Origin of the sequence: Haloarcula sp. Atlit-7R (assembly GCF_003666065.1) — an archaeon.
Lineage (GTDB): Archaea > Halobacteriota > Halobacteria > Halobacteriales > Haloarculaceae > Haloarcula > Haloarcula taiwanensis.
This window is the reverse complement of record NZ_QXIK01000007.1, coordinates 1-24,886: the sequence shown is the minus strand read 5'-3', so window position 1 is coordinate 24,886 and position 24,886 is coordinate 1. Positions and strand designations below refer to the sequence as shown.

The window sequence follows — 24,886 nt, the reverse complement described above, 5'->3', positions numbered from 1 at the left end:
GCGGCTATCGGCGCTGACTGGCGACCTGTGCCTTGAAGCCGTATCTGATGACGCCTTCCTGGGTGTAGATGCGCCGCGTCGTCAGCACGACAGGGGTGCCGATTGTGACTTCCGCCCCCGCCTGAAGCACCTGTGCAGGGACACTCACGGTCTGTGCACCCGACGGGCTGTCGAGCGCGACGATAGCGCTATCGAACTGGCCGCTCTTGGACTGCTGAGCGACGAACTCCGGCGGGGCACCGCCCTGTTCGATGGTCGTTACTGCCTCGACTGTCCCTGTTCCGGGCAGTTCGACAGCCTCGAAATCACCGGTGCGCTCGTGACAGTCCGTACAGGCCCCGGTCGGCGGGAAGTTCAACGCACCACACGCAGAACACCGGCCGGCGACGAGTCGGTGGCGTTGTGGGATCGTCCGTTGCCAGGACGGGACGCTAACGTAGGCTCCGCCGCCCTCGGGTTCGTCGCGTGTAATCTCGCCGCGCCGCCGGAGGTACTCGGCGTAGGACAGGGAAGCAGTCCCATCCAGTGCAGTTTCGACCGGAACGGGACCAGCAACGGCGAACAGCGTCGCGCTCGCGCCGCTTCCGTACGCGGCAATCAGCACGCGCTCGGCGTCGTCCGCAAATGCTGTTGCGGCCCCGAGAAACGCACTTGCCGCGCCGGTGTCCCCGAGCGTACTGACTGTGTCCGCGGCGGCGATTGTCTCTGCGTCGACCCCGAGCGCACCAGTCGCCCGATAGGGGAGTTTGCCGTCCGGAGACTGGACCGCTGCTGCATCAACTGTATCCATCGACACGTCCAGTCTATTCGCCGCACTGGAAAGCGTGGTCGTGAACGCCTCGCGGTCGTACTGCGTCACACCCAGGCCGGTCGTCCGGTCATCCCCACCCGTTCTGAAGCGCGTTCCGGGATAAGCCGCCGTATGTGACGCTCGCTCAATGACGCTTCCGGGACCGTCCTCGTCAACAACGAGCGCAACACTGCCGGCACCGGCGGCGTGTTCGACCTCGCTGTCAGGGTCGCCCTGCGGACAGTCGCTGATGATGACGAGGCCGATACCGTCCCCGAACGGCCCGCCGTCCATGGTTGCGTCCAGCGCCTGCGCACCGGCGTGCGTGGAGCCGGTCATGGTCTGCGTCTTTGCGCTGTCTGGGACGGTGAGAATACTGCAGAGTCGCGCCGCGAGGTCCTCTTCCGCCATCGGCGGTGTCGTTGTCGCGAAGGCCAAGTGCGCGACGTCCGTGCCGGACGCGTCGGCGGCAGTGAGCGCACGGCGGGCTGCTTCGACACCCATCGTGACCGCATCCTCGTCGGCGTCGGGAACCGCCTTCTCGTCGATCCCCGTTGCATCGAATCGGCCCCAGGCGGCTTCGAACTCCGCGGCGTCGATCCGTAGCCGAGGTGCGTACGCGCCGATGGCCGCGAGCCCTGAGACAGTCATCGTGCAGCCTCCCGTTCGAGGATATGGACAACTGCGCTGCCCCCGCTTCCACCCACGTTATGAGTCAGCCCGTACTTCGGGGCAGCTAGCTGCCGGTCTGCGGCGCTGCCGGTGAGCTGTTTGAACGCCTCGACGACCTGTCCGGCACCGGTTGCGCCGATAGGGTGGCCCTTCGATTTCAGACCGCCGGAGAGATTGACCGGTATCGCTCCGTCAGCGTCGGTCGTTCCCGCGTCGAGCAACTGCGGTGCCTCGCCACGGTCACAGAACCCGAGGTCCTCGTATGCAAGCAGCTCTGCGATTGTAAAGCAGTCGTGGACCTCCGCGAAATCGAGGTCCGCAGGGCTGACTCCGGCACGGTTGTATGCTGTGTCCGCGGCCTTCTTCGACGCGGAAATGCCGGTGTAGCTGTCTCGCTGGAAGAGACCGACCCGGTCGCTGGCCGCCCCGACTCCAGCGACCCGGACCGGCTTGTCAGTGTACTGCTCGACGACATCCTCACTGGCGACGAGCGCGACCGCTGCGCCGTCAGAGGTCGGACAGCAGTGATAGAGGTTCAGCGGGTCTGCAACAACCGGGGCGTCGACGGCGTCTTCGAGGGAACACTCGAAGCCAAGGTGGGCCTTCGGGTTCTTCGCGCCGTTCCGGTGATTCTTGACTGCCACCATTGAGAGGTGTTCCTCGCTGGCCCCGTACTCTCGTAGATACGCGCTTGCCATCTGTGCGTAGACGCCGGAGAACGTCGTCCCGGTCAGCCGTTCCCACTCTGTTTCGCCGGAAACGCCGAGCCAGTACTTCGTCACGTCGCTACTCATATCCGTCATGACTTCGACGCCGCCAGCCAGCGCCACGTCGGCCATCCCACTTTTGACCGCCTGAATTGCCTGTCGGACGGCATAGCCCGACGCGGCACAGGCGTTTTCAACGCGTACGCTGGGGACGCCGTGCAGCCCAGCGTGTTCGGTTGCTGCCGGGCCAGAGAGACCGAGTTGTCGACCGCCCACGCCGAGTGAGCCGACGACCGCTTCGTCTATTGCATCCGTGTCGATACCGTGGTCGACACTGTCGATGGCTTCGCTGACTGCGTGGTCGAACAGTGATCTGTAGCTCTCTTCGGGCATCGAGCCAAACGGCGTTTGCCCTGCGCCGATGAGATACGCGTCCCGCATACATGGAACTCTGAGGGTACTGAAAAATAGCTTTGCATCACTCGTCGAGAGTCACACACCACGCACGCTATTGGCAGCGGAGTGACCAATCCCAAACCATTTTATCACTCTTACCCCATTCTGTCACTGAAGATGGTGTACAAGCCACTGGAGGCGTCTGACCGTACAGAGCTGCGTGCGTTGCAAACTGACCGATTGAAAGAGACTGTCACACACGGCTATGAAAACGTCCCGTTTTACCGGGAAAAGCTCGATGAGGCGGGCGTCTCGCCCGAAGACATCCAGAGTATCGACGACATCACGAAGTTGCCGATGACGACGAAAGAGGATTTCCGCGACGAGTACCCCGACGGGCTCTTCGCCGTAGACGACGCGGACGTTGCCCGTATCCACGCGTCGTCCGGGACGACCGGCAAACCCAAAATCGTCTCGTACACGGACGACGACCTCGACACCTGGAGCGAAGTCGTCGCACGGTCGTTGGCTGCGAGCGGGACCGAAGCAGGGGACACCGTCCAGAACGCCTACGGCTACGGATTGTTCACCGGCGGACTGGGGCTCCACTACGGAACTGAGGAACTGGGGGCCTCGGTTATTCCGATCGGGAGCGGCCAGACACAGCGACAGGTCGAGTTGATGACCGACCTGGAGAGCGATGTGTTCGCCTGCACCCCGTCGTATGCCCTCTATCTCGCCGAGACGGCCGAAGAGATGGGTCACGACCCCAGAGAGCTACCGATCTCGACGATTATCTTCGGAGCGGAACCGTGTACAGACCCGATGCGGGAGGAAATCGAGGCGCGGCTGGGCGTCGATGGCATCGATATTTATGGACTGTCCGAGATCATCGGTCCCGGCGTCTCGTGTGAATGCCACGAAGCGCAGGACGGGCTTCACATCTGGGAGGACCATTTCTACCCGGAGGTCATCGACCCACACACGAAAGAGCCGGTCGAGGAAGGCGAAGAGGGGGAACTCGTTCTCACAACGCTCACCAAGGAGGCGTTGCCGGTCTTCCGGTACCGGACCGGTGACCTCACGACGCTGAACTACGACGAGTGTGCGTGCGGCCGGACGATGGTACGGATGGACAACGTCACTGGCCGGACCGATGACCTCCTCATCATCCGTGGCGTCAACCTCTACCCTAGCGAAATCGAACACGCAGTACTAGATATCGACGGCGTCGCCCCGCACTACCGAATCGACCTCTACGAGGAGGACAACCTCGACGTGCTTGAACTCACCATCGAACGGACTGCGGAGCAGGGGCCGGGCGACAAAGCGCTGGAAGATGAAATCATCGAACGTCTGGAAAACGTGCTCGCGTTCACCCCGGACGAACTCGAACTTGTCGCGCCCGGTAGCATCGAACGAACGCAGGTCGGGAAGGTGAAACGCGTTTACGACCACCGTGACTGACTGTCAGGGCCGGTAGACTCGGCCGCGAAACGTCGCGATACGCTCGCCATCCTGTGCGGTCACCGTCACCTCGTACTCCGCGGTGCTGTCCGCAAGATGTGTCTCTTCAGCGACCGCAGACAGCGTCTCACCGGTGTCGATGGCGTCTAAATACGAGATGTTCGTCTCCAGGGCAACCGCAACCTCGCCGTGAGAGTTCGACGCCGCAGCGAACGCTGCATCGGCGAGTGAGTAAATCGCCCCGCCGTGGGGTGTCCCATGAAAGTTCAGCAAGTCCTCAGTAATCGTCAACTCAGTCCGGGCGAACCCTGAATCGAGTTCGACCAGGTCGATGCCAAGGGTTTCACAGTACGCGTCCGATTCGATACGCTCTCTGACTTCGTCAGCGACGCCGGACATACAGCCTGTGGTTCCATCAGGAATAACAAATATATACCGGTCACTGCTGGTGCTGTCAGCGGAGCGTAAAAATATAAATGGCTGCTATCAGATGACAAACTATGGCGTACAGCTACGAGCCACACCACTTCGAGGACTTCGAAGAGGGGCAGGAGTTTATCAGTGTCGGCCGGACGGTTACCGAGTCCGATTTCGTCATGCACTCTGCCCTGTCAGGAGACTGGACTGAACTGCATACGAACAAGGAATACGCGGAACAACAGGAGTTCGGTGAGCGGATCGCACACGGTCCGATGACGTTCGTGCAGGCGACTGGCTTCGTCTACCGGACGGGCATCGTCGAACGGACCGCGTTCGCGTTTCTCGGAATGAACTACATGGACCTCCCGAACCCGGTCCATATCGGCGATACACTCCAACTGGAGATTGTCGTTGACAACACAAAGGAGGTCGGGCGCGACGACGCCGGGTTAGTCGTTCTCGACACTGAAATGGAAAATCAGGACGGAACCGTCGTCTTCGAGGGCGATATGAAGTTCCTGATAAAGAAACGCGAGTAAATCCACTGACGCGTCCGAAAGCTGCAGCTGTAGCGGATAGCACCGCAATGTTGCGGCTTGAAAGCCGCAAACTGCGCTCTCGTCAGCCAAACATTAATAATCAATAATAACAACTAAGACGCCGCGCACTCCCACTCTTATTGCAATGGAGTACACCGGTCCGACAGACCTGTATATCGGTGGCGAATGGCGAGAAGCGACCAACGGCGACAAGATTGAGACGGAGGACCCAGCAACTGAACAGACCTACGCATCGGTACAGCAGGCCGAGGCGGCCGATATCGACGATGCAGTACAGGCGGCACGGGCAGCCGTCGCAGACGGTTCCGAGTGGGCGACGATGGACCCGGGAACGCGTCGGGAGAAGCTCCATGCGATGGCCGACGCCATCGAGGCGATGAAAGACGAACTGTCGATGGTTGAATCCCACGACAACGGGAAAACCCCCTTCGAAGCCGGGCTGGAAATCGACATGGTCGTCGATACGTTCCGCCATTACGCTGGGTGGACGGACAAGATACGCGGCGACGAGATTCCCGTCGAGAACGGCCGGCTCAACTACACTACCCGTGAACCAGTCGGCGTGACGGCACACATCGCGCCGTGGAACTATCCCTTCCAGCTCGCCGGCCGCGGACTAGCACCGGCGCTGGCGGCGGGAAACAGCGTTATCCTCAAGCCATCTGCTATGACGCCGCTTTCGGCGCTGTACTACGCGAAAGCCGCCGAAAAAGCGGGCCTGCCTGACGGCGTCGTCAACGTCGTTCCAGGGAAGGGGTCCGAGGCCGGCGACGCCCTCACCGGGCACGAGGGCGTCGATCACGTTACCTTCACCGGGAGTACTGGCGTCGGCAAGACGGTCCAGCGTACTGCTGCGGATGCGGTCGCCGATGTGACGCTCGAACTCGGCGGAAAGGGTCCGGCAGTCGTGTTCCCCGACGCTGACCTCGATACCGCCGCCCGCGGCATCCAGTACGGAATCTTCATGAACGCCGGACAGATGTGCTGGGCGAACTCACGTATTGTCGTCCACGAAGACGTCTACGACGAGATGGTCTCCCGGATGGCTGAGATCGCCGAAAACATCCCGCTCGGCGGCGGTATCGACGACGATGGACAGATGGGACCAGTCGTCAGCGCGGGCCAGCAACAGGAGATCCTCGACTATATCGAGACCGGGAAAGAAGAGGGGGCGACTGTCGCGGCCGGCGGTGGCGTCCCTGCTGACAGAGACACCGGTCACTTCGTCGAGCCGACAGTCTTTGCCGACGTGGACAACGAGATGACGATTGCACGGGAGGAAATCTTCGGTCCCGTGCTTACCGCAATCGAAGTGAGCGACGAGGAAGAAGCGATTGCGGTCGCAAACGACTCACCGTTTGGCCTCACCGCCTGTGTCTGGACGAACGACCTGACTCGCGCTCACACCGTCACAGACAGACTGGACTACGGGATGGTGATGGTCAACGAGACACCCAACACGTGGCCACAGACGCCCTTCGGCGGCACGAAACAGAGTGGCCACGGCCGCGCACAGGGCGAGCAGGCCATCGAGGCCTACACCGAGGTGAAAAACGTCCACATCAACCTCGGCTGAGGGTCAAGTCGGCGGCAGACTCCAGCCACCGTCATCATTGGCACCACCGTTCTGTTTCGCAGTGTCAAACTACGAAGGTAATACTCGCAAGTAATAGCGGCTTACTCGAACTTCTTGAACTGCTGGAGGCACTCGTTACAGTAATGAATCGACTGACAGCGAGACGGTCCGCGTGGATGTTTTCGCTCAGTGTCAGTTGAGCTGCAGTACGGGCACTCAGCGCCCGTCTGTTCGCCGCTGGTCGTGACGCTGGGGTCGGGCTCGCTCATCCGTCGAAACTCATTCCGAAGTCCCGAAGCGCTTCTTTGCCCTGTTCGGTGACCAAGTCAATCGACCAGTCCGGGGCCCAGACCAGTCGGACCGACGCGGTCTCGATTCCGTCGACACTCTCGGCGGCTTCTTCGACCTCATCAAGGATGATCTCGCGTGCCGGACAGCCGCTGTATGTGAGTGTCATGTCGACCGTGACAGCACCATCGGACACGTCAAGCCCATATATGAGGCCCAGATCGACGATGCTGACCGGCATCTCCGGGTCCTCGACCTGATACAGGGCCGCCCACACGTCGCGTTCGATGCCGTCGGCGTCCTCGCCTGTGGCCGGCACGTCGTCCGCTGCGTGGTCTTTGGTCTCGTAGTCGGTGTACGAACACGCGGTGGCGTCAGCGTCCGCGCGTGGCCGGTCGTAGTCGCTACTCATCGTCGGCCGCCATTATCAGCGTCGCTTTGTCGCGTCCCAGATTCCGGTAGCTGGATGTCATCTGTTCGTGCAGGTCGTGCCAGTGGTCAGTGTGTTCGTTGTCCCGGCCCGTCGGCGTTGCGGGGTCGGCATCGGTCGGCACGTCGAACCCGAGTTCGGTCAGGAACGGTTCGACGCGGGTCTCCCACTCGGTGCGCATCTCGTCGAGAGTCATCGTTCGGATGCCCAGCCGTTCGATGTCGGCTTCCACGTCACCGACGGGTTCGAACAGCGTGAGGGCGTACGGATAGAGGTCATCGATAGCCGCCTGAACGCGTTCGCTGGCTTCCTCGTCCAGTGCCATCCGGTTCAGCCAGCTTTCGGCGTGTTCGAGATGATAGCCTTCCTCGCCCTGAATGCGGCTCGTTCGGTTCCGGATTGTCTCGTACGATGAGTCCTCAAGCGCAGAGAGGCGGATATCCTCGGCCGCATCGTAGAGGTACGCTCTGACGATGGCGCCGGCCCAGTCGCCTTCCGCAAACGGCAGCTCGACGAGCGTACTGTGCTGGAAGTCGCTGGGGTCGCTCTCGTAAATGAGCGATTCCTCGGAGTAGCCGAGTTGCTGCACTGCATCATACCACAGTCGTGCGTGACCCAGTTCGTCCTGCGCGTTGTTCGAAATCGAGAGGTCCGATTCCAGTGTCGGCGCACGCACCTGCCAGAACGTGTAGCGTTCGGCCTGAATCAGCTCGTCGTCAGCAAGCCGGAGTAGCTGTGCCTCGACTGCACGCTGTTCGTCCTCGGACAGGTCAGCTGGACCGCCGAGGTCGGATTCCGTTGTTGCCATTAGATCTCACCTCGCTGTTTCTCCGCTTCTATCTGCTCAGTCTCGGAGGCTTCGACCTCCTCAGCGGCCGGATCGACGTTGTACGTCTGTGCGAACCGGTAGGACTTGTTGGTCGTCCCGCCGAAGCTCACGTCGTCCTCGGTGACTTCGCCGATGTACTGGTGCTGGACGACCCAGAGACTGTTCGGGTCGTCGTCAGTGAACGCCGCAATCGCCGCCTGTTCTGCGTCGGCGGCGCTGGCAGCTTCGACATCACCACAGTGCGTGTGATACCCACCAGGCTTGTCCTGCCGGAAGACGGCCCACGGTTTCTCGGCGCTGTCCTCGGTCTCGCCATGGCTCTCCACCCCAGAGTCGACCTGCGTGATTTTCTCCTGCGGGGCAACCCAGAGCGCGTGGGTTGGTTTCCGGCGTCCGTGCTGGATGACGGCAAACTGCTTTGCCATCTCTCGGTCGGGTGCGTGGACATCTCGGCAGTGAACGAACGCCGCGTCCGGACTCTGTTGTCGGAATACTTCCCAGATCATTGTTCTCAGTCAGCCGCCTGTGACTGCGGGCCGCTGTTCGTCGTCGTCTGGTCGTCCATCATGTCACGGACCCACTGAACCGCTTCCTGAGCCTGTCGGCGACCCGTGATCTGCTCGATACTGCCGTCGTAATCGTTCTGTGAGACAGTGAAGAACTCGTCCCAGTCGAGGTCGTCCTCGACGACCTCGTATGTCCCGTCACCGTTATCCCGGATGCGTGGCTCATCGGGCATCTCCAGCCCGTATTTCTTGGCTTTCGGGATGTACGTATTGAGGAACGCGTTTCGAAGTTCGTCGTTCGTACACGTCTTCAGCCCGACTTCCGCGGCGAAGTCGTGATGGGTGCTCTGGTCGTCGGTCGGGCCGAAGAACTGCAAGATTCGCGGCCACCACTCTTCGAAGGCTTCCTGCACCATGCGCTGTTCCTTCCGGGAGCCGTTCATCAGTTCGCGGAGGATCGACTCGCCGTGTTTGACGTGCATCCCCTCCTCGAAGCAGATCTTGTCCATCGCGTGGGCGTACGGTTCCCAACTGGACTTTTTCAGGGTCGCTTGGCGGCGCATCGCGGCCCCGTCGACGAAGAATGCGATCATCGGCGTCTCGACGTAGCTCTCCATCGGATAATGGAAGCAGTTCAGGAACTTTCCGTCCCCGTTCGCCAGGTCTGCAAGCATCTCGTCGCGGGTCTTGACACCGAGTGACTCCGCCGCTCGGTAGAGCATCTGGCCGTGGCCGATTTCGTCCTGCACCTTCGCGCTGAAGGCCATCTTTCGCTCAATACTCGGTGCTTTTCTGATGAAGGGCCGTTCGAGGTACGCCCCCATAATCTCGCTGTTTGCGTGGAACTCGAGCATCCGCGTGGCTGCCTTCCGATACTCTTCGGGAAGGTCGTCTTTCGGGCTGAATTCTCGGGGTCCAGCGCGGTCTTTGACTTCGTCAACGTTCATATCTATCCCAAAAATCGTGAGGAATATTCTTACTAATTTGCCCCTATATAGACGGGTTTTATGTGTAATTCCGCACATGTATGAGGTGATGATAGAGGAGTGTCTCATGGTCGAGTTTCGCATCGAGGGCGACGACTGCCCGCTGGCAGATGCAAGCAGTGCCACGGGGACATCCATTGAAGCGGCCCCGCCGCTCCTCCGGGATGACCGTAACGTATTGCTGCGGTTCAGTGCGCAGGCGAGTGACAAGCTTATCGACTATCTCGATGAGGACGACCGGATCCGCTATCTCTACCAGTCAGTTACCGATGGTCGGTATAATTACCGATGTCTATCGCTCCAGCAATGTGTTGTACATAAACTCATCAGTGCGGGCTTCATGGTTGAATCGCTGACGTATCGGAACGGCAACGCGATTTTAACTGGCGCTGTGGTGGGCCACGAGATTCTCCAAACCGTCATGGAGACGGCCGGTGAAACTGTCGGCGTGAAACTACAGCGGGTGTACGCACTGCGTGCAACAGAGGACGCGTCTATCGCACAGCAGTGGGACCTGACCCCGGCACAGACTGAGAGTCTCCGGTACGCAGTTGAGATGGGGTATTTTCTCGTCCCACGACAGACGACAGCTAGTGAAGTCGCTGCCGAACTCGGTATCAGCAAGTCCGCGTTCCTCGAACGACTCCACCGCGCACAGCACTCGTTGTTCACGCAGCTGTTCGGTGACACCGACGGCGGCCATCCGGGCGACGACGGACAGTAAAGTGCCCGGGCACCTGAATACGACCATGCGCGTTGAAGACGGTGCTGTTCGACGAATCGTATTCGACCGTCCCGGTGTCAAAAACGCGATGACCGGGGCGGTCGCGACTGAGCTCGCTGATGCGCTCGCTGATCTCGACCCGGCGACGCACGACGCCGTTCTCCTCACCGGTGACGGTGATTCGTTCAGTGCCGGCGGGGATATTGAGGCGATGAGCGAGCGTGAGGAATCGGCAACGGAAGCCTACGAACGAGTCCGGAAAACGCTGGGTCGGGTGGCCAGCAATATCCTCGAAGCGCCGGTGCCTGTCGTCGCAAAGGTCAACGGGGACGCGGTCGGTGCCGGACTGTCGCTCGTGGCCGTCGCCGATTTCGCCTACGCCGCCACGTCCGCGCGGTTCGGTGCGTCGTTCATCAGCGTCGGCCTCGTCCCAGACATGGGCGCAACCGCCATACTACCTCGGCTTATCGGGCTCAGGAAAACTAAAGAACTCGCGTTCACCGGGAAACTAATCGACGCCGAAAGCGCCGCCGACATGGATCTGATCAACGAGGCTGTCGAACCAGCCAAGCTTGATGCGCGGACGGCCGACCTGCTCGAAACACTTCAGGCACAGCCGACAGCGAACCTCGGGCTGGCGAAGGAGGCGATCCACGATAATCTCGGCCAGTCTCTGCGAACCGGGCTGCGTCGGGAAGCACGCATCCAGTCGCTGGCGTACGATACGCCGGCACACTCACGCGGAGTCGAGGCGTTTCTGGACGGGCGGACCCCGGATTTCGACTAGCGGTCGAAAAATTCCCGGGCGTTTTCGAACAGAATCTTCCGCTGGACATCCGTGTCAAAGTCCGTGTCACGGGCGAACGATTCGAGCCACGTTTCGGGGTCGATCATCGGATAATCAGTGCCGAACATCACCTTGTCTTTGAGCACTGTCCCGGCGTAATGGAGCACCTGCTCATCGATGTACTTCGGCACCCAGCCGGAGAGATCCATGTACACGTTGCCTTTTTGCTGGCATATCGCCAGTTGCTCTTTCTCCCACGGGAAGGCGGGGTGAGCGATGAGGATGTCGAGATCCGGATGTGCAGCAGCCACGTCGTCGATAAGCATCGGGTTACCGTACTTGATTTTCAGGCCGCGACCGCCGGCGCTACAGGCCCCCAGTGTCGAGTTCCCGCCGTGGAAGACAACGGGGACCCCGAGGTCTTCGATGGTACTCCACAGGTGGTCGTGGCGTTCGTCCGAGGGGTCAAAGCCCTGTGCGATCTGCTGGAACTTGAACCCCGAGAGGTCCAGATCCTCGACGCACCGGATCGCCTCCTGTACGCAGTCATCTTTCAGTGGATCGACGCTTCCGAACCCAACGAAGAAGTCGGGGTACTCGTCCCGGACTTCGGCGACATAGTCGTTGGGGACGGGTGGGTTTCCGGTGTTCGTCTCCGCGTCCCAGCCAAGCAGGACAGCGCCACCGACACCCGCCTCGTGGTACTCCGCGAGCATTTCGTCGTAGTCCCACGTCTCCAGATCAGTGCCAAAGCGGTCGGCGGCGTCTTGCATCATTTCGCCGCCGGCGTCGTGGAGGAACTCACTGGTCGGTTGGTGGGCGTGCGTGTCGAACAGTTGCCTGTCGTCGACACCAGGGAGGTCGGTTGTCACAGAGAGAGATTTTACCCAGTGTCATAAAAATCCATGCTGTTTCTGCTGTCCAGCGGCCACGCTGAAGTGTCACGGCAGTCGTGCCACCGGTAGCTAATTGGAGCGGCGGTGGTCATACCTGCGGCAGGCGACGAGTCCACAGCGCACGGTCACCCCGTGCATAGCCGGGTGTCTATCCCCTACCATCTTACTGCTGGGAGGTGAAGGGGCGGCCATGGTTCGTCGCAGTGTCCTGTTTGCACCGGGTGACAACACAGAGTTGATGCGAAAGGCGGCCGGTGGCGACGCTGACGTGGTCGTTTTCGACCTCGAAGATGCGGTTGCACCGGCTGACAAAGAACAGGCCCGTGAATCTGTTCAATCGGTCCTATCAACTGTCAGTTCAGATAGCCACATCTGCGTTCGCATCAATCCCGTGGGAGTCAGCGCTACAGCCGACCTTGCGGCAATACTGACGGATACCAGTCCCGACAGTGTGATGCTCCCGAAGGCCAGTTCTGCCGACGACATATCGGTCCTGGAACGGCTCCTCGGGGAGCACAGTGTGGACCTCCCAGTGCTTTCGCTGGTCGAATCGGCCGCTGGCGTCCTCAACGCGGCGGAGATCGCAGCCGCCGACCCAACAGATGCCCTCCTGTTCGGAGCCGAAGACCTCGCGGCCGACATCGGTGCGAGTCGGACCAGCGACGGACGAGAGGTGCTCTATGCACGCCAGCGAGTCGTCGTTGCGGCCAGCGCCGCTGGAATCGATGCGATAGATACGATATACCCCGACTACGGCGATCTAGATGGCCTCCGCGAAGCGACGGAGTTCGCGGCCCAGCTCGGATACGATGGGAAGATGGCGATCCATCCGGATCAGGTCGCGGTCATCAACGACGCGTTCTCCCCCGATGACGAGGAAATAGCATGGGCTGAACGCGTTGTTGCAGCCGACGACGAGACAGATGCCGGGGTTTTCGAGGTCGACGGAGAGATGATTGACGCACCGCTTATCGCGCAAGCAGAGCGCGTCCTCGAACGCGCTCGCGAGGCCGGGCAGCGGTAACCAACGGCAACACCTATCCGAGACCTTACTGTGCTGTCGTGTATGAAAAACGTCGTCCGGCGAAATTTCGATGCCAGCGTCGACGCCTACACGACCTACGAGCGGCGGACCAATCGTTTCACGTCGCTCGCTCGGCTGCTCGCCGCCGAGATGAGCACTCGTCCTGACGGGCGACTCGGGACAGTGCTCGATGCGGGCGCTGGAACAGGCGTAAGCACGCGCGTGTTCGCCGAGACGGCAGCGGATACTATTGCGCTCGATATCAGTCGCGAGATGCTACGCGAAATCGACTCCGCTGCCCGGTTGCAGGCCGATTTCGACCACCTTCCGCTCAGTGACCAGTCGGTCGACGGCGTGGCTTTTACCGCCTCACTCTTTCTGGTCCCTGACCCAGCGACTGCAGTACGGGAAGCCGCCAGAGTCCTCCGCCCGGACGGCGTGGTTGGCGCTGTCGCACCGCTGGGGTGGTTCTGTCCCGACGGCACGGACGTGTTCGAACAGTTCGAGCGCGAGTCACGCTCCCCGTCCGACACATCAACTCTCCAAGACGCCCTGGCGAGTGACTTCTCGACGACGACAGGCACATGGCGGTTTTCGACGACTGCCGAAAACATCCGGCTGTTCCACGCGATTCCCGCGATGGCCGCACGGCTCTATCCGAAACTCGACACAGAACAGCGGGTACGACAGGCCCACGAACTCCTCGGCGCTCTGGACGGGACGTTCGAGCAACGATGGCGGTGGGTCATCGGCGTGCCCGAATAGGTGACTTGAATCTGCGGTTCGTCAGTCGGGCAGTCACAGCGTCACTCGGCGTGGTCCCGCTTCAGCGACAGCACGGTGCGGTCGAACTCACAGACGAGGACATCGTCCGAATCTGTGAGTTTGAACACCTCGACATGCATCGTGACGACGCCGCGGTCACCGTCGCTGGTCTCGCGTTTGTCGGTCACAGTCGATTGCACGCGGATCGTGTCGCCGTGAAACACGGGGTTCGGATGCTCGACGCTGTCGTAGGACAGGTTCGCGACGATGGTGCCGTCAGTCGTCTCTGGAATGGTCAGTCCGACCGCTAGGCTCATCGTGTAGAGGCCGTTGACCAGTCGCTCGCCGAACTCCGTCTCGGCCGCGAACTCGGCGTCGAGATGGAGCGGCTGCTGGTTCATCGTCATATCGCAGAACTGCTGATTGTCGCGCTCGCTGACGGTACGGCGCTTCTCGTGTTCGATGGTCTCGCCGACCTCGAACTCTTCGTAGTAGCGTCCTGTCATAGCTCAGAGGATGGTCCCGTGTTTCTTGTCCGGGAGGTCTTTCTCGACGGTCTCGTAGAACGCAAACCGGTTCGTCAGTTCCGTTCTGAGATCGCTGGGTGGGACGATGTCGTCGACGACAACTTCGCTAGCCATTCGATGAATGTCGATATCCTCGCGGTAGGCCTCGCGGAGTTCCTGCTCCTTTTGCTGTCGTTCGTCCTCGTCCTCGATCTCGGAGAGCTTCCGGGCGTAGACGGCATTGATAGCCGCTTCCGGCCCCATAATCGCGATTTCGCCGCTTGGAAGGCCGATTGTCGACTCGGGGTCGTACGCGGGGCCGGACATCGCGTAGATGCCCGCACCGTATGCTTTCCGCACCACGACGGACTGCTTGGGCACTGTCGCCGAAGACGTGGCGTAGATCATCTTCTTGCCCTGTTCGAGGATGCCCTCCTTCTCGACGCCTGACCCAGCCATGAACCCCGGCGTATCACAGAGGTACAATAGCGGAATATTGTAAGCGTCGCAGGTCCAGATGAACTGGGCGGCTTTCTCCGCCGCGTCCGGGAAGATGGCTCCCGCACGCTGGGCTGGCTGATTGGCGATGACTCCGACTGGCCGACCATCGATCCGAGCAAACGACGTGATAATCTCTTTCCCGTACTCGGGCCGGAGTTCGAGGGGCGACCCGGCGTCGACGACCCGCTCGATCACGTCGAACATATCGTAGCCTTTGTTGGGCTTGTCCGGGACGACGGCGTCGATACCCTCTGGCGAGCACTTCGGGGCCGTCCCACTGGTCTGTGGTGGGTCTTCGTCGGCGTTGTCTGGCAGATAACCGATGAGTTGCGCGACGAGTTCGCGGGCGTGTTCCTCGTCGTCGGCGATGAGATCTGCGCTTCCGGAGTGCTGTGCGTGTACGTCGGGGCCGCCGAGGTCTTCGAGGCTGATTTCCTCGCCAGTGACCATTTCGACCATCCGGGGGCTGGCAATGGCCATTGCGCTCATGTCCCGAACCATGACGGTGAAGTCTGCGAAGACTGGCGTGTAGGCCGCACCGGCGATACAGGGACCGTACAGCACACAGATCTGGGGGACCCGCCCCGAGAGCATCGAGTGGTTGTAGTAGAACTTCCCGATTCCCTCGCGGTTGGCGAAAAAGCCCGTCTGCTGGTCTATACGGCCGCCCGAGGAGTCCATCAGATACAGCACCGGTCGCCCGGTTTTCAGTGCCCGTTGTTGCATCCGGAGGAACTTCTCGACACCTTTTGCGGCCATGCTTCCACGTTTGACCGTGTAATCGTTGGCCATGAAATGCAGGTCACGGCCCTCGAACTCCGCGGCCCCCGTGATGAGTCCGTCAGCCGGGAGCTGGTCGTCGGCGTCAAACTCCGCAAACGTCCCGTCCTCGAAGAGGAAATCGTCGCCGAACCACAGGTCGATACGGTCACGAACGAACAGCTTGCCCTCCTCAGGCAACTGCTCCTTGTACTTTTCCGGCCCGCCTTCGTGGATCTCTTCGATCTCCTTGCGCAGATTCTCCTCGCGTTCGGTCGGCCCGAGGTCGTCGTCGACCTGTTCCGCGGCTTCGTCCCCCCGAGTGCCGTCGTACGTGGCACTGGCGGCCGTTTCGCCGCTGTCAATGACGAGTGTAATGTCGTCCTCGAAGTGTGTCGCCAACGCCTCTGCAATGGCCTGTGCTTCCGATTCGGTCGCGTCGTCTGAAATTCTGACTTGCATACTTACTCCTCCAGTACAACCAGGGTGTCACCCATGTCCACGGAATCGCCCTCCGTGATCGGGACGGACGCGACAGTTCCGCCCGTGGATGCCACCACGTCGTTTTCCATTTTCATCGCCTCGAGTACGCAGACGACATCGCCCGCTGCGATATCGTCACCGGGCGCGACTTCGGTCGAGAGGATAGTGCCCTGCATCTCGGCCGTAATCGCACCCGACGTGGTCACGTCCACCGTGCCGCCACCGGATGAATTGCCGCCCGAAGCGCCAGTGTCGGAGCCGGCACTGGCGTTGCCATCACGGGCTACGCGGGGCAGTCCGTCCGTAACAACGACATCGAAGCGCTTCCCATCGACTTCGACAGTGATTTCATCCGTCGACGCCGACTGGGCGTCGCCACCGACCTCGTCTGTCCCCCACCGCGCGACGGCCGCGTCAAGGGCATCGTCGGCGAGTTCCTGGTCGAGGTATTTCGTCGTGTGCGTCCCGCCACGGAACGTGTCGTCGTCCAGCATCAATCGATGGAACGGGATAGTCGTGTGGACCCCCTCGACGGTGAAATGGTCGAGGGCACGCCTCGACCGGTCCAGACAGTGGTCCCGGTCCTCACCAGCGACGATGAGCTTTGCAATCATCGAGTCGTAATCGCCCCCGATATCGTCGCCCTGCGAGACCGCGTGGTCGAGCCGCACACCGATACTGCTTGGCGGCGCGTACGTCGTCAGCGGCCCCGGCGTCGGAGCGAAGTCCTCGGCCGGGTTCTCCGCGTTGATTCGGTACTCAACGGCGTGGCCGTCTATCGACACGTCCTCCTGTGTAAAGTCCAGTTGCTCGCCCGCAGCGACCCTGAGCTGCCAGCGAACGATGTCGATACCAGTCACCGCTTCGGTGACGGTGTGTTCGACCTGAATGCGGGTGTTCACCTCCATGAAGTAGAACTCCCCGTCCTCGACGAGGAACTCCACCGTGCCGGCGTTCGTGTACCCGGCTTCGCTGACACCGCGTCTGGCAGCCGCACCGATCTCCGTACGGAGTTCGGCATCGAGAGCCGGACTCGGTGCTTCCTCGATGACCTTCTGGTGGCGGCGTTGCAGCGAGCAGTCGCGCTCGCCCAGATGGCGGACGTTGCCGTGTTCGTCCGCAAGCACCTGCACCTCGACGTGTTTTGGGGCTTCGAGGTACTTTTCGACGTACACCGAGTCATTGCCGAAGTAGGCTTCGCCCTCGCGCTGTGCGCTTTTGAGCGCCTCCGCAACCTCAGCCTCGCTCCGGACGATTTTCATGCCGCGACCGCCGCCACCGCCTTCAGCCTTGATCGCGATGGGGTAGCCGTACTCTGCGCCCAGCGCCCGTACTTCGTCTGGGTCGTCGACCAGATCCGTCGTGCCGGGAACGACTGGGACGCCAGCCTCCTGCATCACTGTTCGGGCTTTCGTCTTTTCGCCCAGTGTCTCCATCGCGTCACTTGGCGGGCCGACCCACGTGAGACCGTCGGTAGCCTCGACGCGGCTAGCGAACTCGGCGTTTTCCGCGAGGAAACCGTAGCCGGGATGGATTGCATCGGCTCCAGCCCGCTCAGCGACATCGAGTATCGCTGTCTGGTCGAGATACGACTCGCTTGCAGGTGCCGGGCCGACGTTGTATGCGTCGTCAGCGTACTCGACGTGGCCGGCGTTGCGGTCGGCGTCGCTGTAGACGGCGACCGTCTCGATACCCAGCTCTTCACACGCAGCCATCACACGAACCGCGATTTCGCCACGGTTTGCGACAAGGACTTTCTCGAACATTAGTAGGATCGTGGGAAGCCGAGGTGTTGCCCGATGTGGTTGTACGCCATCTGCTGAGAGACCGGGGCCAGCCGCGTCAGGTTGATTTCGCGCCACCACCGCTCGATGTCGTACTCCTTCGCGTAGCCCCAGCCGCCGAACGCCTGCATCGATTGTTTGACCGCTTCGATGCCAGCACTGACGGCCGTCGCCTTCGCGACGTTTGTCTCGTACCCACACTCCTCGCCCTGGTCGTACAACCAGGACGCCTTCTCACGCATGAGCGCGGCCGTTTCCATGCGGGCATACGCCTTGGTGATGGGGAACGAGACCGCCTGATGGGTCCCGATAGGCGCATCGAACACCTCCCGGTCGCTCGCGTACTCAACAGCAGTGTCGGCGGCTAGCTTGCCGATGCCGGTCCCGGCGGCCGCGAAGCCGATTCGTTCCGGGTTCAGCATATCGACGAGAGTCCACCAGCCGTCGTCTTCCTCGCCCAGCAAGTTCTCCTCGGGGACCCGAACATCCTCGATGAAGACCTCACAGGACTTCGAGTAGTTGATACCGTGTTTGGGGATCGGCGACACGTCGATGCCGGGGTCGTCCATATCGACGATGAAGAGGCTTATGCCGTCAGTCCCGTGGTCGACCTCGTCACGCGGAGTCGTTCGCGTGACGAGAATCATATTGTCGGCCCGGTCCGCGAAGGTAATCCACGCCTTGTTCCCGTTCAGCACGTACTCGTCGCCGTCTTTCTCGGCGCGGGTCGCGACGTTCAGCGTGTTCGTTCCGGCTTCGGGCTCTGTAATCCCGATAGAGAAGTTTCGCTTCCCGTTGGCGATGTCGGGTAGATAGGTCTGTTTCTGCGCTTCTGTCCCGTTCTCACTGATACCGACAGCGGCCATGCCGGCGGTAAGTACGAGATACCACGTACCCGCCATGCCACAGCCTTCGGCACAGAGCGTCTCCATGACCAGTCCCATCTCTTGTATCCCCATCCCGGCCCCTTCATACTCCTGTGGGACCAGTAGGCCGTGGAAGCCGGCCGCGGCCAGTTCGTCCCAGAATTCCTGTCCGAACTCGCCTGCTTCTTCTTTTTCGCGCCAGTACTCCGGTCCGTACTCGGCCGCCACGTCCGCTGCGGTCGACCGAATCATCGAGCGTTCCTCTGTTTCTTCGAAATTCATTGTGGTTGTGTCTGCGTTGGCACTCGTACTGCTTGATACCCTGTGTCAGGGTTCGACTTCAGCTTCTGCTTCGGCCTCGTCGTGAAGTTCGGTTCGGCGGATCTTCCCGGTCACGGTCTTGGGCAGTTCCTCACGAAACTCGATTTCGCGCGGGTATTCGTGTGCTGAGAGCTCTTCTTTCACGTAGCTCTGAATGTCTTCTTTGAGGGGGTCGGACGGCTCAGCGTCCTCGCTTGACACGACGTAGGCCTTGACGATGTTCCCCCGCGCTTCGTGTGGTTTGGGGACGACAGCCGCCTCAGCGACCGCTTCGTGTTCGCCCAGCGAACTTTCGACTTCGAATGGCCCGATCCGGTAACCGGAGGAAAGGATCACGTCGTCTGCACGCCCCTCGAACCAGAAGTAGCCGTCCTCGTCTTTGTGCGCCAGATCGCCCGAGAGATACCACGTCCCGTCTGGACCGTCGATGAACGCCCGCTGGGTCTTCTCGGGCTTGTTCCAGAACTCGGCGAAGAAACACGGGTAATCGCCCCGCTGTGCTATCTCACCCGTCTCGCCGGGGGCCAGAACTTCACCGCTCTGCGGGTCGACGATATCGGCTTCGATTCCGGGGAGTGGTTTTCCCATCGACCCGGGCCGGAGTTCCATCGTCGGGTAGTTGTTGATAATCATGTTCCCGGTCTCGGTCTGGCCGTACGTATCCAGAATCGTGACGCCGAGTTCGTCTTCCCCCCACTCGACGACGCCGGCACTGAGTGGTTCGCCGATAGAGAGCGCGTGACGTAAATCGAGGTCGGCGTCAGCGAGGACTTCCTCGTTCTCCCGGAGCATTCGGTACGCCGTCGGGACCGAGAACAGAACGCTGATCGGATATTCGTCGAGTAGGTCTGCCCACTCGTCGGTGTCGAACTCGCCCTCGTACGTGAACAGCGACGCACCCCAGAACCAGGCACCGAGCGTGTTGATCGCGCCCGTTAGCCAGCCGAGGTCGCCGGTCGACCAGTACAGGTCACCGTCCTGGAGGTCTACGGCGTACTTCTGTGTCGCCGCGACACCGGCGATCCAGCGCTGTTTGTGGAGGACACCCTTGGCCAGCCCGGTCGTCCCTGAGGTGTAGTACAGCAGTGCGTCGTCCTCCCCGCTGGTCTCTGCGACCTCGTAGGCCGTACTCGCGCCGTCCAGCGCAGTATTGAAAACCACGTCATCAGCAGGTGCCCCACTCCCGCGGTCAACGGTAATGACGTGTTCGACTGCGGGCGCATCGTCCAGTGCGTCTTCAACCGTGTCCCGGTTGTCAGTCGTGGTGACGACGACCGTCGCGTCACAGTCGTCAAGACGGTACGAGATGCCCTCGGGACCGAACCGCTCGTTGACGCTTCCCCAGACAGCGCCGTGTTTGAGCGTGCCGACCAGCGCCACGTAGTGCTCCGGGATCCGGGGCATGTACGAGAAGACCCGGTCACCCTGCGCAACCCCGAGGTCGTCGAGGACGTTGGCAAACTGGCTTGAGCGGTCAGCAAGCTCCCAGAACGTCATTGTCGACAGCTCTCCGTCGGTCCCGACCTGATAGAGTGCGACCTGGCCCCGGTCTGTCGCGTGTCGGTCAGCGACTTCGTGCCCGATGTTCAAGCTATCCGGTGCGTCCCAGTCCGCTTCTGCGTAGATATCGTCCCACGTGAACTCTTGCCGTGCTGTGTCGTAGTCGGGGAGGTTGTGGCTGGTCGCCATACACCGCTCGGGATACCGGTATTCGGTATAACTGTACCGGTTAGTTTTTACTTATAATATATTGAATATATTTTACTTTCGCTCCCGCAAAGGAATTATACGCTTGCTGTATTGCGTAAACAGAACTGATTACTACATATTTAAATGTATACACACTCGGGAAACACGTTCAGTGGGACGATTCGTTTTCAGTCCTCACTCCGGAAGCGATATCTGAGTCGTCCCACAGGACACGAGCCACGTCGCGGACGCTGCTTGGGAACGAGTTCTCGAACGTGACTCGCGGCGCGATGTACGTTTCTTTCCAGCGTGGGTCCCACGCCGCATTCACATACAGACGCGAACCGGTTTCGTTGTTCTGTCGATAATGCGGCCGTGTCGCCGCCGGCGCATCCGACTCGCTGAACGTCCAGTCGCGAGCCGGATGAGATTTCAGCCAGACATCGGCCAGAACGCGGCCGAAGTCCTGTGGCGGAACGTCTTCGTCGACGATAACCACCGTGTCGAAAAGCGACGAGAACGAAAAGAGGATGTTCGCGAGTTGCCACTCGAACCCGCCGTACAGTATGTCACTGGCCACGAAGCAGATGCCGAGTTCGGCCTCTGCCGGTAACATAACCCATTCCACTGGCGAGATACCCCAGTAGTTGTTGACCCGGTGATAGAGCGTTGCGGCGGTCACAAGCCCTGTGAGCTGGCTATCATCCGCGAGCGGGCAACCGACCGGAGAGATAGGAATGACAGGGCTTTCAGTAGCGCGGACGCTCTCGACCGACAACGAGAGCGGCCCGCTCGCAACGACGTACTCCCAGCCTTCTCGACGGTCAGAGCGGAAGTCAGGCTGGCGGTCCGCAACCGTCGTCTCGATGACGACCTCCGTCGCACTCGGGACGAGGCCGCCGTTGGTCGGGACGAGCGGGACAGTTCCGGTCACCCCACAGGACTGAATCGGCGTGGCAGTTTGCTCGGTGACTGCGAGCAGGTACGCCATCGCGATCGCCGCTGGCGGCACGCCAAGCGCTATCGTCATCGTCGCCCCGTCAGCAACAAGCGACGACAGCGCGTCCGGAACGCGCACTCTGAGCGTATCGCCGCCCACAACCGAGCCGTGAACCGGTGCCCAGTGTGTGCCGTCAGCGGTCGAGATCGATGCGACACCGAGCGTCACTGTTGGCCACGTCTCAGTTTCTCCCTGCGGGAATTGCAGGTCCTGTCCGTCGATATCTGTCCCCGAGGCCGCCTGACCTGTGTATGTCGGCTCCGGATTTTCCCCGGCCGGGCCGAGATCGCCGATAGTCTCTAGCAGGTCAACGAGCGCGGCCTCCGGGTCAAGTCCGAGGCCGAGCGACAGCCGCGACCACGGCCGCGCCTCGCGGTGCTGTGTCTGGTCCGGACCGCTGAACACACCGCTAACCAAGTCGATACCCGTAGACCGCTGGAACCGAAGTGCCGGCCCACTCGCTCGGAGCGCCTCCGCCGCAAGCGCGTCAACCGGGATTTCGAATGGGCCGTCGAGTCGGACGAGGTCGTCGTCGCCAGCCAGTCCACGAACGTACTGTGTGAACGGTATCACTGTGATTGCCCCTCCCGTTCATCAAGTCGGTCGAACCGCGCAGCGTCCAGTCCCGCTTCGGCCAGCCGTTCCTGGGCTCGCTTACGAGTTTCTGTGGTCGCCGTCGTGTCCGTCGCGTCACCGTCGGTCGTCGCGTCGATGTAGGCTTTGGCCGTCTTCGCCTTCGAAGTCCCCACATCCGCACTGCCCTTCTCGTCGGGCGTCTGGTAGATGTTGAGCGGGACTTTCGGCATCCGCTCGACGCCGAACTGGTGGAAGTCGGCATCGGGGTCTGCCTCAAGTGCGATAGCTGTCAAGACTGCCCGTGGGTCAAGCGGGTCGACAGCAGCGTCGACAAAGACGAAAAAGTCGATGTGAAGCATCCCCCACGTCGTGAAAATAAAGTTCGCCAGTTCGTGGAGATACCCCGGATACGGTCGGTCCGTCGCGATGACCCAGACGGTGCGGGACGTGAATCGCCACGGGACCGCCATCGAAACATCGAATCCGGCGGCTCGGAGCCCGACAGTCGCGTCGGGTCCGGCTGCGACGAGTCGCAGCGTGCTGGTCGAGTTCTGCCCGTATCCGACGCCGCTCCCCTCGACGCAAAACGGGATGTGCGGTTCGTCCCGGTGGGTGATTGCATCGACCTCGAACACCGGCATAGAGCGACGCGGACCGTTCATGTAGCCGAAATAGTCTCCGAACGGGCCCTCGTCGAGTCGGTCGTCGGGTCGAACGTGCCCTTCGAGAACTAGCTCGGCCGTCGCCGGGACGTACAGGTCATTAGTTTCGCACTGGACGAGATCGACAGGCGCATCTTTTAGGCCGCCCGCGAAGGCCGCTTCACTCCGTCCAGTCGGGATCCACATATCTGCAGTACTCTCGACGGTGGGTTCCGAACCGATGACGACCGCGACTGGCATCGGTTCGCCACGCGGCTCGTAGTCGTAGTAGTAGCGGTTAGGAACCTGCTCGCCGGCCAGTAACAGCAGACTGGCCCGGGAGCTGTCGTGGATCATCATGCGATGGCTCGACCAAGTCCCCCACTCCGTGTCGGGGTCCGGTGCGACGATGGTGTGGTGATTCGAGTACCGTCCCCCGTCACCCTCGTGGATGTACGGCCACGGGAACGACAGGAGGTCAACCTCGTTCCCTGTCCGCACTGTTTCTTTACAAGGGGCTTGGTGATTTGCGACAGTTCGAGGCGCTTTCGGCGCGTTGAGGCGCTCAATCACTCGGTCGTAGTACGTACGGCCCGAAAGACCGTCTGGGAGCCCCAGCGCTTGTGCGAAGTGATTCCAGGGGCGAGTCTGCGGGCCGCGGTACGGGTCCCCAACCAGTTTCGACTCCGTCTCAATCCCTGTGACGGACTCGAAAACAGGAATCGGTCCGTCACGGATATTGGCAAGCATCGTGGCTGCACTCGCTTCAAGGTCCCACGACACTGGCTGGTCGAACGGACAGAGCCAGCCGGTCGTGTCGAGCAAATCGAGGTACTCACGGAGGGAATTGACGGCCATCTATCACTCCTGGTCTTCGAGGACCCGCCTGAGTGGGTCGTCATCAAATTCGCGACGGACCTCCGCGTAAGCGTCAAGGAGTGCCGGTCGTTCCGTGGCGAGGTGGTCGAACACCATTTCCCGAAGCGCATCGGACGTTGACTTGTACTCGCCGGTCTCAACGAGATACTGCAAGAGTATTTTCAGGTCATCAGAGCGAGTATTGAGGATATTCGACGCCGTCTCCTGTTCAGCCGCCAGATGAGCGACTAGCTCGTGGTCAATACCGGTCTCGTCAGTCTCGTCGAGCAATTCGACGTATCTGGTCTCACTGACACTCTCGTGTGGTCCGGCGACGATTGTTAGAGGTTCCGGGTCAGTGAGTTCAGCAGGGTCCCTGGCAATCCGAACGCGCGCTTCGAAAATGCGTTTCGTCTGGGCATCCGTAATCTGCAGTGTGGTTTCGGTCTGTGCTTCCTCAGGAAGATGGTCCGCTGACGTGATGTAGTGGCTCGACATTACCTGCCCTCAGTTGGATTGTTGATGTTCTTAGCAATCTCTTGTCCCAGTGGCAAATATCTACCGTCGTGGAACCATTGGTAGACCAGTTCATGCGCCCCGGTCACGATAGGAGGACAGTGAGACAGTGAGACGTGGTCCCAACATCTGCAGGTGGAAGTGCTCCACACCTCCACACCCCCACCCCACTGGTTCCGCTGTTAGGAGAAAAATAGACGGCACCACCCCCATGGGAGGGGGTGCTTTGCTATTTTGTGATAACGTCCTACAGTTATAGTTTTCTGTCGATATACTTGAAGTTATCTACTAGATCTAGAAATATTAGAAGACGTAATCAGGGCGGGTCACCTCCTGCTGTCAGTCCTAACAGCGGAAGTAGTGGGGTGGGGGTGCCTGTATGTTCCATTTCAAGCTATCCCGTCTCCTGTAATGTTCAGCTGATTCACCGCAAAACCATTCGTTCTAGTTTAGTGGCGGTCAAAGCCGAACTCACCTCGTTCAACCTGCTCACGTAACCGATCTCTGTGTGGATTTGGATTTCGTGATGCCCACAGCAACAGCTCGTCCAAATCCGGCAGTTC

Annotated in this window: 24 protein-coding genes and 1 pseudogene; 7 read left to right on the top strand and 18 right to left on the bottom strand. The window is 60.9% G+C overall.

The window, feature by feature from the left end; genetic code table 11:
* Positions 1–4: 4 nt before the first annotated feature.
* Both D3D01_RS14585 and D3D01_RS14580 read right to left on the bottom strand, forming a co-directional pair.
* Complete coding sequence (locus tag D3D01_RS14585; protein WP_121512675.1) at positions 5–1,441, bottom strand: zinc ribbon domain-containing protein; 1,437 nt, start codon at positions 1,439–1,441, stop codon at positions 5–7.
* Positions 1,438–2,610, bottom strand: coding sequence for a thiolase domain-containing protein (locus D3D01_RS14580; RefSeq protein ID WP_101351516.1), 1,173 nt, complete (start codon positions 2,608–2,610; stop codon positions 1,438–1,440). The genes D3D01_RS14585 and D3D01_RS14580 overlap by 4 nt, the downstream gene beginning before the upstream one ends.
* Positions 2,611–2,742: 132 nt before the next feature.
* Between D3D01_RS14580 and paaK the strand changes: the two genes are divergently transcribed.
* Complete coding sequence (gene paaK, locus D3D01_RS14575; RefSeq protein ID WP_121512674.1) at positions 2,743–4,032, top strand: phenylacetate--CoA ligase PaaK; 1,290 nt, start codon at positions 2,743–2,745, stop codon at positions 4,030–4,032.
* Between the two features lie 3 nt (positions 4,033–4,035).
* Here the strand turns inward: paaK and paaI are convergent, their stop codons facing one another.
* On the bottom strand, positions 4,036–4,431 hold the full coding sequence (paaI, locus tag D3D01_RS14570) for a hydroxyphenylacetyl-CoA thioesterase PaaI (RefSeq protein WP_101351518.1): 396 nt from the start codon (positions 4,429–4,431) through the stop codon (positions 4,036–4,038).
* A gap of 101 nt (positions 4,432–4,532) precedes the next feature.
* Between paaI and D3D01_RS14565 the strand changes: the two genes are divergently transcribed.
* Complete coding sequence (locus D3D01_RS14565) at positions 4,533–4,991, top strand: MaoC/PaaZ C-terminal domain-containing protein (RefSeq protein WP_053967752.1); 459 nt, start codon at positions 4,533–4,535, stop codon at positions 4,989–4,991.
* Positions 4,992–5,136: 145 nt separating this feature from the next.
* Positions 5,137–6,588 (top strand): aldehyde dehydrogenase, encoded by a 1,452-nt coding sequence (locus tag D3D01_RS14560; RefSeq protein ID WP_101351519.1) that lies wholly within the window; start codon positions 5,137–5,139, stop codon positions 6,586–6,588.
* A gap of 101 nt (positions 6,589–6,689) precedes the next feature.
* Here D3D01_RS14560 and paaE read toward each other — a convergent pair whose 3' ends face one another.
* The 6 genes and pseudogenes from paaE to paaA form a co-directional block, all read right to left on the bottom strand.
* Entirely contained in the window at positions 6,690–6,857 is a 168-nt protein-coding gene (gene paaE, locus D3D01_RS24910) for a 1,2-phenylacetyl-CoA epoxidase subunit PaaE (protein WP_304999832.1), read from the bottom strand.
* A complete protein-coding gene (gene paaD / locus D3D01_RS14555; protein ID WP_014030898.1) occupies positions 6,854–7,288 on the bottom strand; it encodes a 1,2-phenylacetyl-CoA epoxidase subunit PaaD in 435 nt (144 codons plus the stop codon). Before paaD ends, paaE begins: the two co-directional genes overlap by 4 nt.
* Positions 7,281–8,114, bottom strand: a complete 834-nt coding sequence (gene paaC, locus D3D01_RS14550; protein ID WP_101351520.1) for a 1,2-phenylacetyl-CoA epoxidase subunit PaaC — start codon at positions 8,112–8,114, stop codon at positions 7,281–7,283. The genes paaD and paaC overlap by 8 nt, the downstream gene beginning before the upstream one ends.
* Positions 8,114–8,461, bottom strand: coding sequence for a phenylacetic acid degradation protein PaaB (locus D3D01_RS14545; protein ID WP_394337673.1), 348 nt, complete (start codon positions 8,459–8,461; stop codon positions 8,114–8,116). Before D3D01_RS14545 ends, paaC begins: the two co-directional genes overlap by 1 nt.
* A 6-nt stretch (positions 8,462–8,467) precedes the next feature.
* Positions 8,468–8,641 (bottom strand): annotated as a pseudogene (locus tag D3D01_RS25005) (PacF protein); the annotation flags it as partial.
* Between the two features lie 5 nt (positions 8,642–8,646).
* Entirely contained in the window at positions 8,647–9,588 is a 942-nt protein-coding gene (paaA, locus tag D3D01_RS14540; protein ID WP_101351522.1) for a 1,2-phenylacetyl-CoA epoxidase subunit PaaA, read from the bottom strand.
* 106 nt (positions 9,589–9,694) lie between these two features.
* Between paaA and D3D01_RS14535 the strand changes: the two genes are divergently transcribed.
* Both D3D01_RS14535 and D3D01_RS14530 read left to right on the top strand, forming a co-directional pair.
* On the top strand, positions 9,695–10,351 hold the full coding sequence (locus D3D01_RS14535; protein WP_101351918.1) for a helix-turn-helix domain-containing protein: 657 nt from the start codon (positions 9,695–9,697) through the stop codon (positions 10,349–10,351).
* 25 nt (positions 10,352–10,376) lie between these two features.
* A complete protein-coding gene (locus D3D01_RS14530) occupies positions 10,377–11,138 on the top strand; it encodes an enoyl-CoA hydratase/isomerase family protein (protein WP_101351919.1) in 762 nt (253 codons plus the stop codon).
* On the opposite strand, the gene D3D01_RS14525 is transcribed toward D3D01_RS14530, so the two are convergent.
* A complete protein-coding gene (locus D3D01_RS14525; RefSeq protein WP_101351523.1) occupies positions 11,135–12,010 on the bottom strand; it encodes an amidohydrolase family protein in 876 nt (291 codons plus the stop codon). The two genes, D3D01_RS14530 and D3D01_RS14525, sit on opposite strands and share 4 nt — an antisense overlap.
* 214 nt (positions 12,011–12,224) lie before the next feature.
* On the opposite strand from D3D01_RS14525, the gene D3D01_RS14520 reads away from it, so the two are divergent.
* Both D3D01_RS14520 and D3D01_RS14515 read left to right on the top strand, forming a co-directional pair.
* Positions 12,225–13,058, top strand: a complete 834-nt coding sequence (locus tag D3D01_RS14520; RefSeq protein WP_101351524.1) for a CoA ester lyase — start codon at positions 12,225–12,227, stop codon at positions 13,056–13,058.
* Positions 13,059–13,100: 42 nt separating this feature from the next.
* Complete coding sequence (locus D3D01_RS14515) at positions 13,101–13,823, top strand: class I SAM-dependent methyltransferase (protein ID WP_101351525.1); 723 nt, start codon at positions 13,101–13,103, stop codon at positions 13,821–13,823.
* Between the two features lie 41 nt (positions 13,824–13,864).
* Here the strand turns inward: D3D01_RS14515 and D3D01_RS14510 are convergent, their stop codons facing one another.
* The 8 genes from D3D01_RS14510 to D3D01_RS14475 all read right to left on the bottom strand — a co-directional run bounded on the left by D3D01_RS14510 (position 13,865) and on the right by D3D01_RS14475 (position 24,305).
* Positions 13,865–14,329: a MaoC family dehydratase gene (locus D3D01_RS14510; RefSeq protein ID WP_101351526.1), complete on the bottom strand. Its 465-nt coding sequence runs from the start codon at positions 14,327–14,329 to the stop codon at positions 13,865–13,867.
* A gap of 3 nt (positions 14,330–14,332) precedes the next feature.
* On the bottom strand, positions 14,333–16,051 hold the full coding sequence (locus tag D3D01_RS14505) for an acyl-CoA carboxylase subunit beta (RefSeq protein WP_121512672.1): 1,719 nt from the start codon (positions 16,049–16,051) through the stop codon (positions 14,333–14,335).
* Positions 16,052–16,053: 2 nt separating this feature from the next.
* Positions 16,054–17,838 (bottom strand): acetyl-CoA carboxylase biotin carboxylase subunit, encoded by a 1,785-nt coding sequence (locus D3D01_RS14500; protein WP_121512671.1) that lies wholly within the window; start codon positions 17,836–17,838, stop codon positions 16,054–16,056.
* Positions 17,838–19,004, bottom strand: a complete 1,167-nt coding sequence (locus D3D01_RS14495; protein WP_121512670.1) for an acyl-CoA dehydrogenase family protein — start codon at positions 19,002–19,004, stop codon at positions 17,838–17,840. Before D3D01_RS14495 ends, D3D01_RS14500 begins: the two co-directional genes overlap by 1 nt.
* 45 nt (positions 19,005–19,049) lie before the next feature.
* Complete coding sequence (locus D3D01_RS14490) at positions 19,050–20,732, bottom strand: acyl-CoA synthetase (protein ID WP_121512669.1); 1,683 nt, start codon at positions 20,730–20,732, stop codon at positions 19,050–19,052.
* Between the two features lie 169 nt (positions 20,733–20,901).
* Positions 20,902–22,305 carry a UbiD family decarboxylase domain-containing protein gene (locus tag D3D01_RS14485; protein WP_121512668.1) on the bottom strand — a complete coding sequence of 468 codons (1,404 nt, stop codon included), beginning with the start codon at positions 22,303–22,305 and terminating at the stop codon, positions 20,902–20,904.
* Positions 22,302–23,807 (bottom strand): UbiD family decarboxylase, encoded by a 1,506-nt coding sequence (locus tag D3D01_RS14480; protein WP_121512667.1) that lies wholly within the window; start codon positions 23,805–23,807, stop codon positions 22,302–22,304. Before D3D01_RS14480 ends, D3D01_RS14485 begins: the two co-directional genes overlap by 4 nt.
* A 3-nt stretch (positions 23,808–23,810) precedes the next feature.
* Entirely contained in the window at positions 23,811–24,305 is a 495-nt protein-coding gene (locus D3D01_RS14475; RefSeq protein WP_121512666.1) for a ubiD operon protein, read from the bottom strand.
* Positions 24,306–24,886 lie beyond the last annotated feature (581 nt).

Coding starts and splice junctions, on each gene's coding strand:
- D3D01_RS14585 (WP_121512675.1), bottom strand. CDS start 1,441: ATGACTGTCTCAGGGCTCGCGGCCATCGGCGCGTACGCACCTCGGCTA.
- D3D01_RS14580 (WP_101351516.1), bottom strand. CDS start 2,610: ATGCGGGACGCGTATCTCATCGGCGCAGGGCAAACGCCGTTTGGCTCG.
- paaK (WP_121512674.1), top strand. CDS start 2,743: ATGGTGTACAAGCCACTGGAGGCGTCTGACCGTACAGAGCTGCGTGCG.
- paaI (WP_101351518.1), bottom strand. CDS start 4,431: ATGTCCGGCGTCGCTGACGAAGTCAGAGAGCGTATCGAATCGGACGCG.
- D3D01_RS14565 (WP_053967752.1), top strand. CDS start 4,533: ATGGCGTACAGCTACGAGCCACACCACTTCGAGGACTTCGAAGAGGGG.
- D3D01_RS14560 (WP_101351519.1), top strand. CDS start 5,137: ATGGAGTACACCGGTCCGACAGACCTGTATATCGGTGGCGAATGGCGA.
- paaE (WP_304999832.1), bottom strand. CDS start 6,857: ATGAGCGAGCCCGACCCCAGCGTCACGACCAGCGGCGAACAGACGGGC.
- paaD (WP_014030898.1), bottom strand. CDS start 7,288: ATGAGTAGCGACTACGACCGGCCACGCGCGGACGCTGACGCCACCGCG.
- paaC (WP_101351520.1), bottom strand. CDS start 8,114: ATGGCAACAACGGAATCCGACCTCGGCGGTCCAGCTGACCTGTCCGAG.
- paaA (WP_101351522.1), bottom strand. CDS start 9,588: ATGAACGTTGACGAAGTCAAAGACCGCGCTGGACCCCGAGAATTCAGC.
- D3D01_RS14535 (WP_101351918.1), top strand. CDS start 9,695: ATGGTCGAGTTTCGCATCGAGGGCGACGACTGCCCGCTGGCAGATGCA.
- D3D01_RS14530 (WP_101351919.1), top strand. CDS start 10,377: ATGCGCGTTGAAGACGGTGCTGTTCGACGAATCGTATTCGACCGTCCC.
- D3D01_RS14520 (WP_101351524.1), top strand. CDS start 12,225: ATGGTTCGTCGCAGTGTCCTGTTTGCACCGGGTGACAACACAGAGTTG.
- D3D01_RS14515 (WP_101351525.1), top strand. CDS start 13,101: ATGAAAAACGTCGTCCGGCGAAATTTCGATGCCAGCGTCGACGCCTAC.
- D3D01_RS14510 (WP_101351526.1), bottom strand. CDS start 14,329: ATGACAGGACGCTACTACGAAGAGTTCGAGGTCGGCGAGACCATCGAA.
- D3D01_RS14505 (WP_121512672.1), bottom strand. CDS start 16,051: ATGCAAGTCAGAATTTCAGACGACGCGACCGAATCGGAAGCACAGGCC.
- D3D01_RS14500 (WP_121512671.1), bottom strand. CDS start 17,838: ATGTTCGAGAAAGTCCTTGTCGCAAACCGTGGCGAAATCGCGGTTCGT.
- D3D01_RS14495 (WP_121512670.1), bottom strand. CDS start 19,004: ATGAATTTCGAAGAAACAGAGGAACGCTCGATGATTCGGTCGACCGCA.
- D3D01_RS14490 (WP_121512669.1), bottom strand. CDS start 20,732: ATGGCGACCAGCCACAACCTCCCCGACTACGACACAGCACGGCAAGAG.
- D3D01_RS14480 (WP_121512667.1), bottom strand. CDS start 23,807: ATGGCCGTCAATTCCCTCCGTGAGTACCTCGATTTGCTCGACACGACC.
- D3D01_RS14475 (WP_121512666.1), bottom strand. CDS start 24,305: ATGTCGAGCCACTACATCACGTCAGCGGACCATCTTCCTGAGGAAGCA.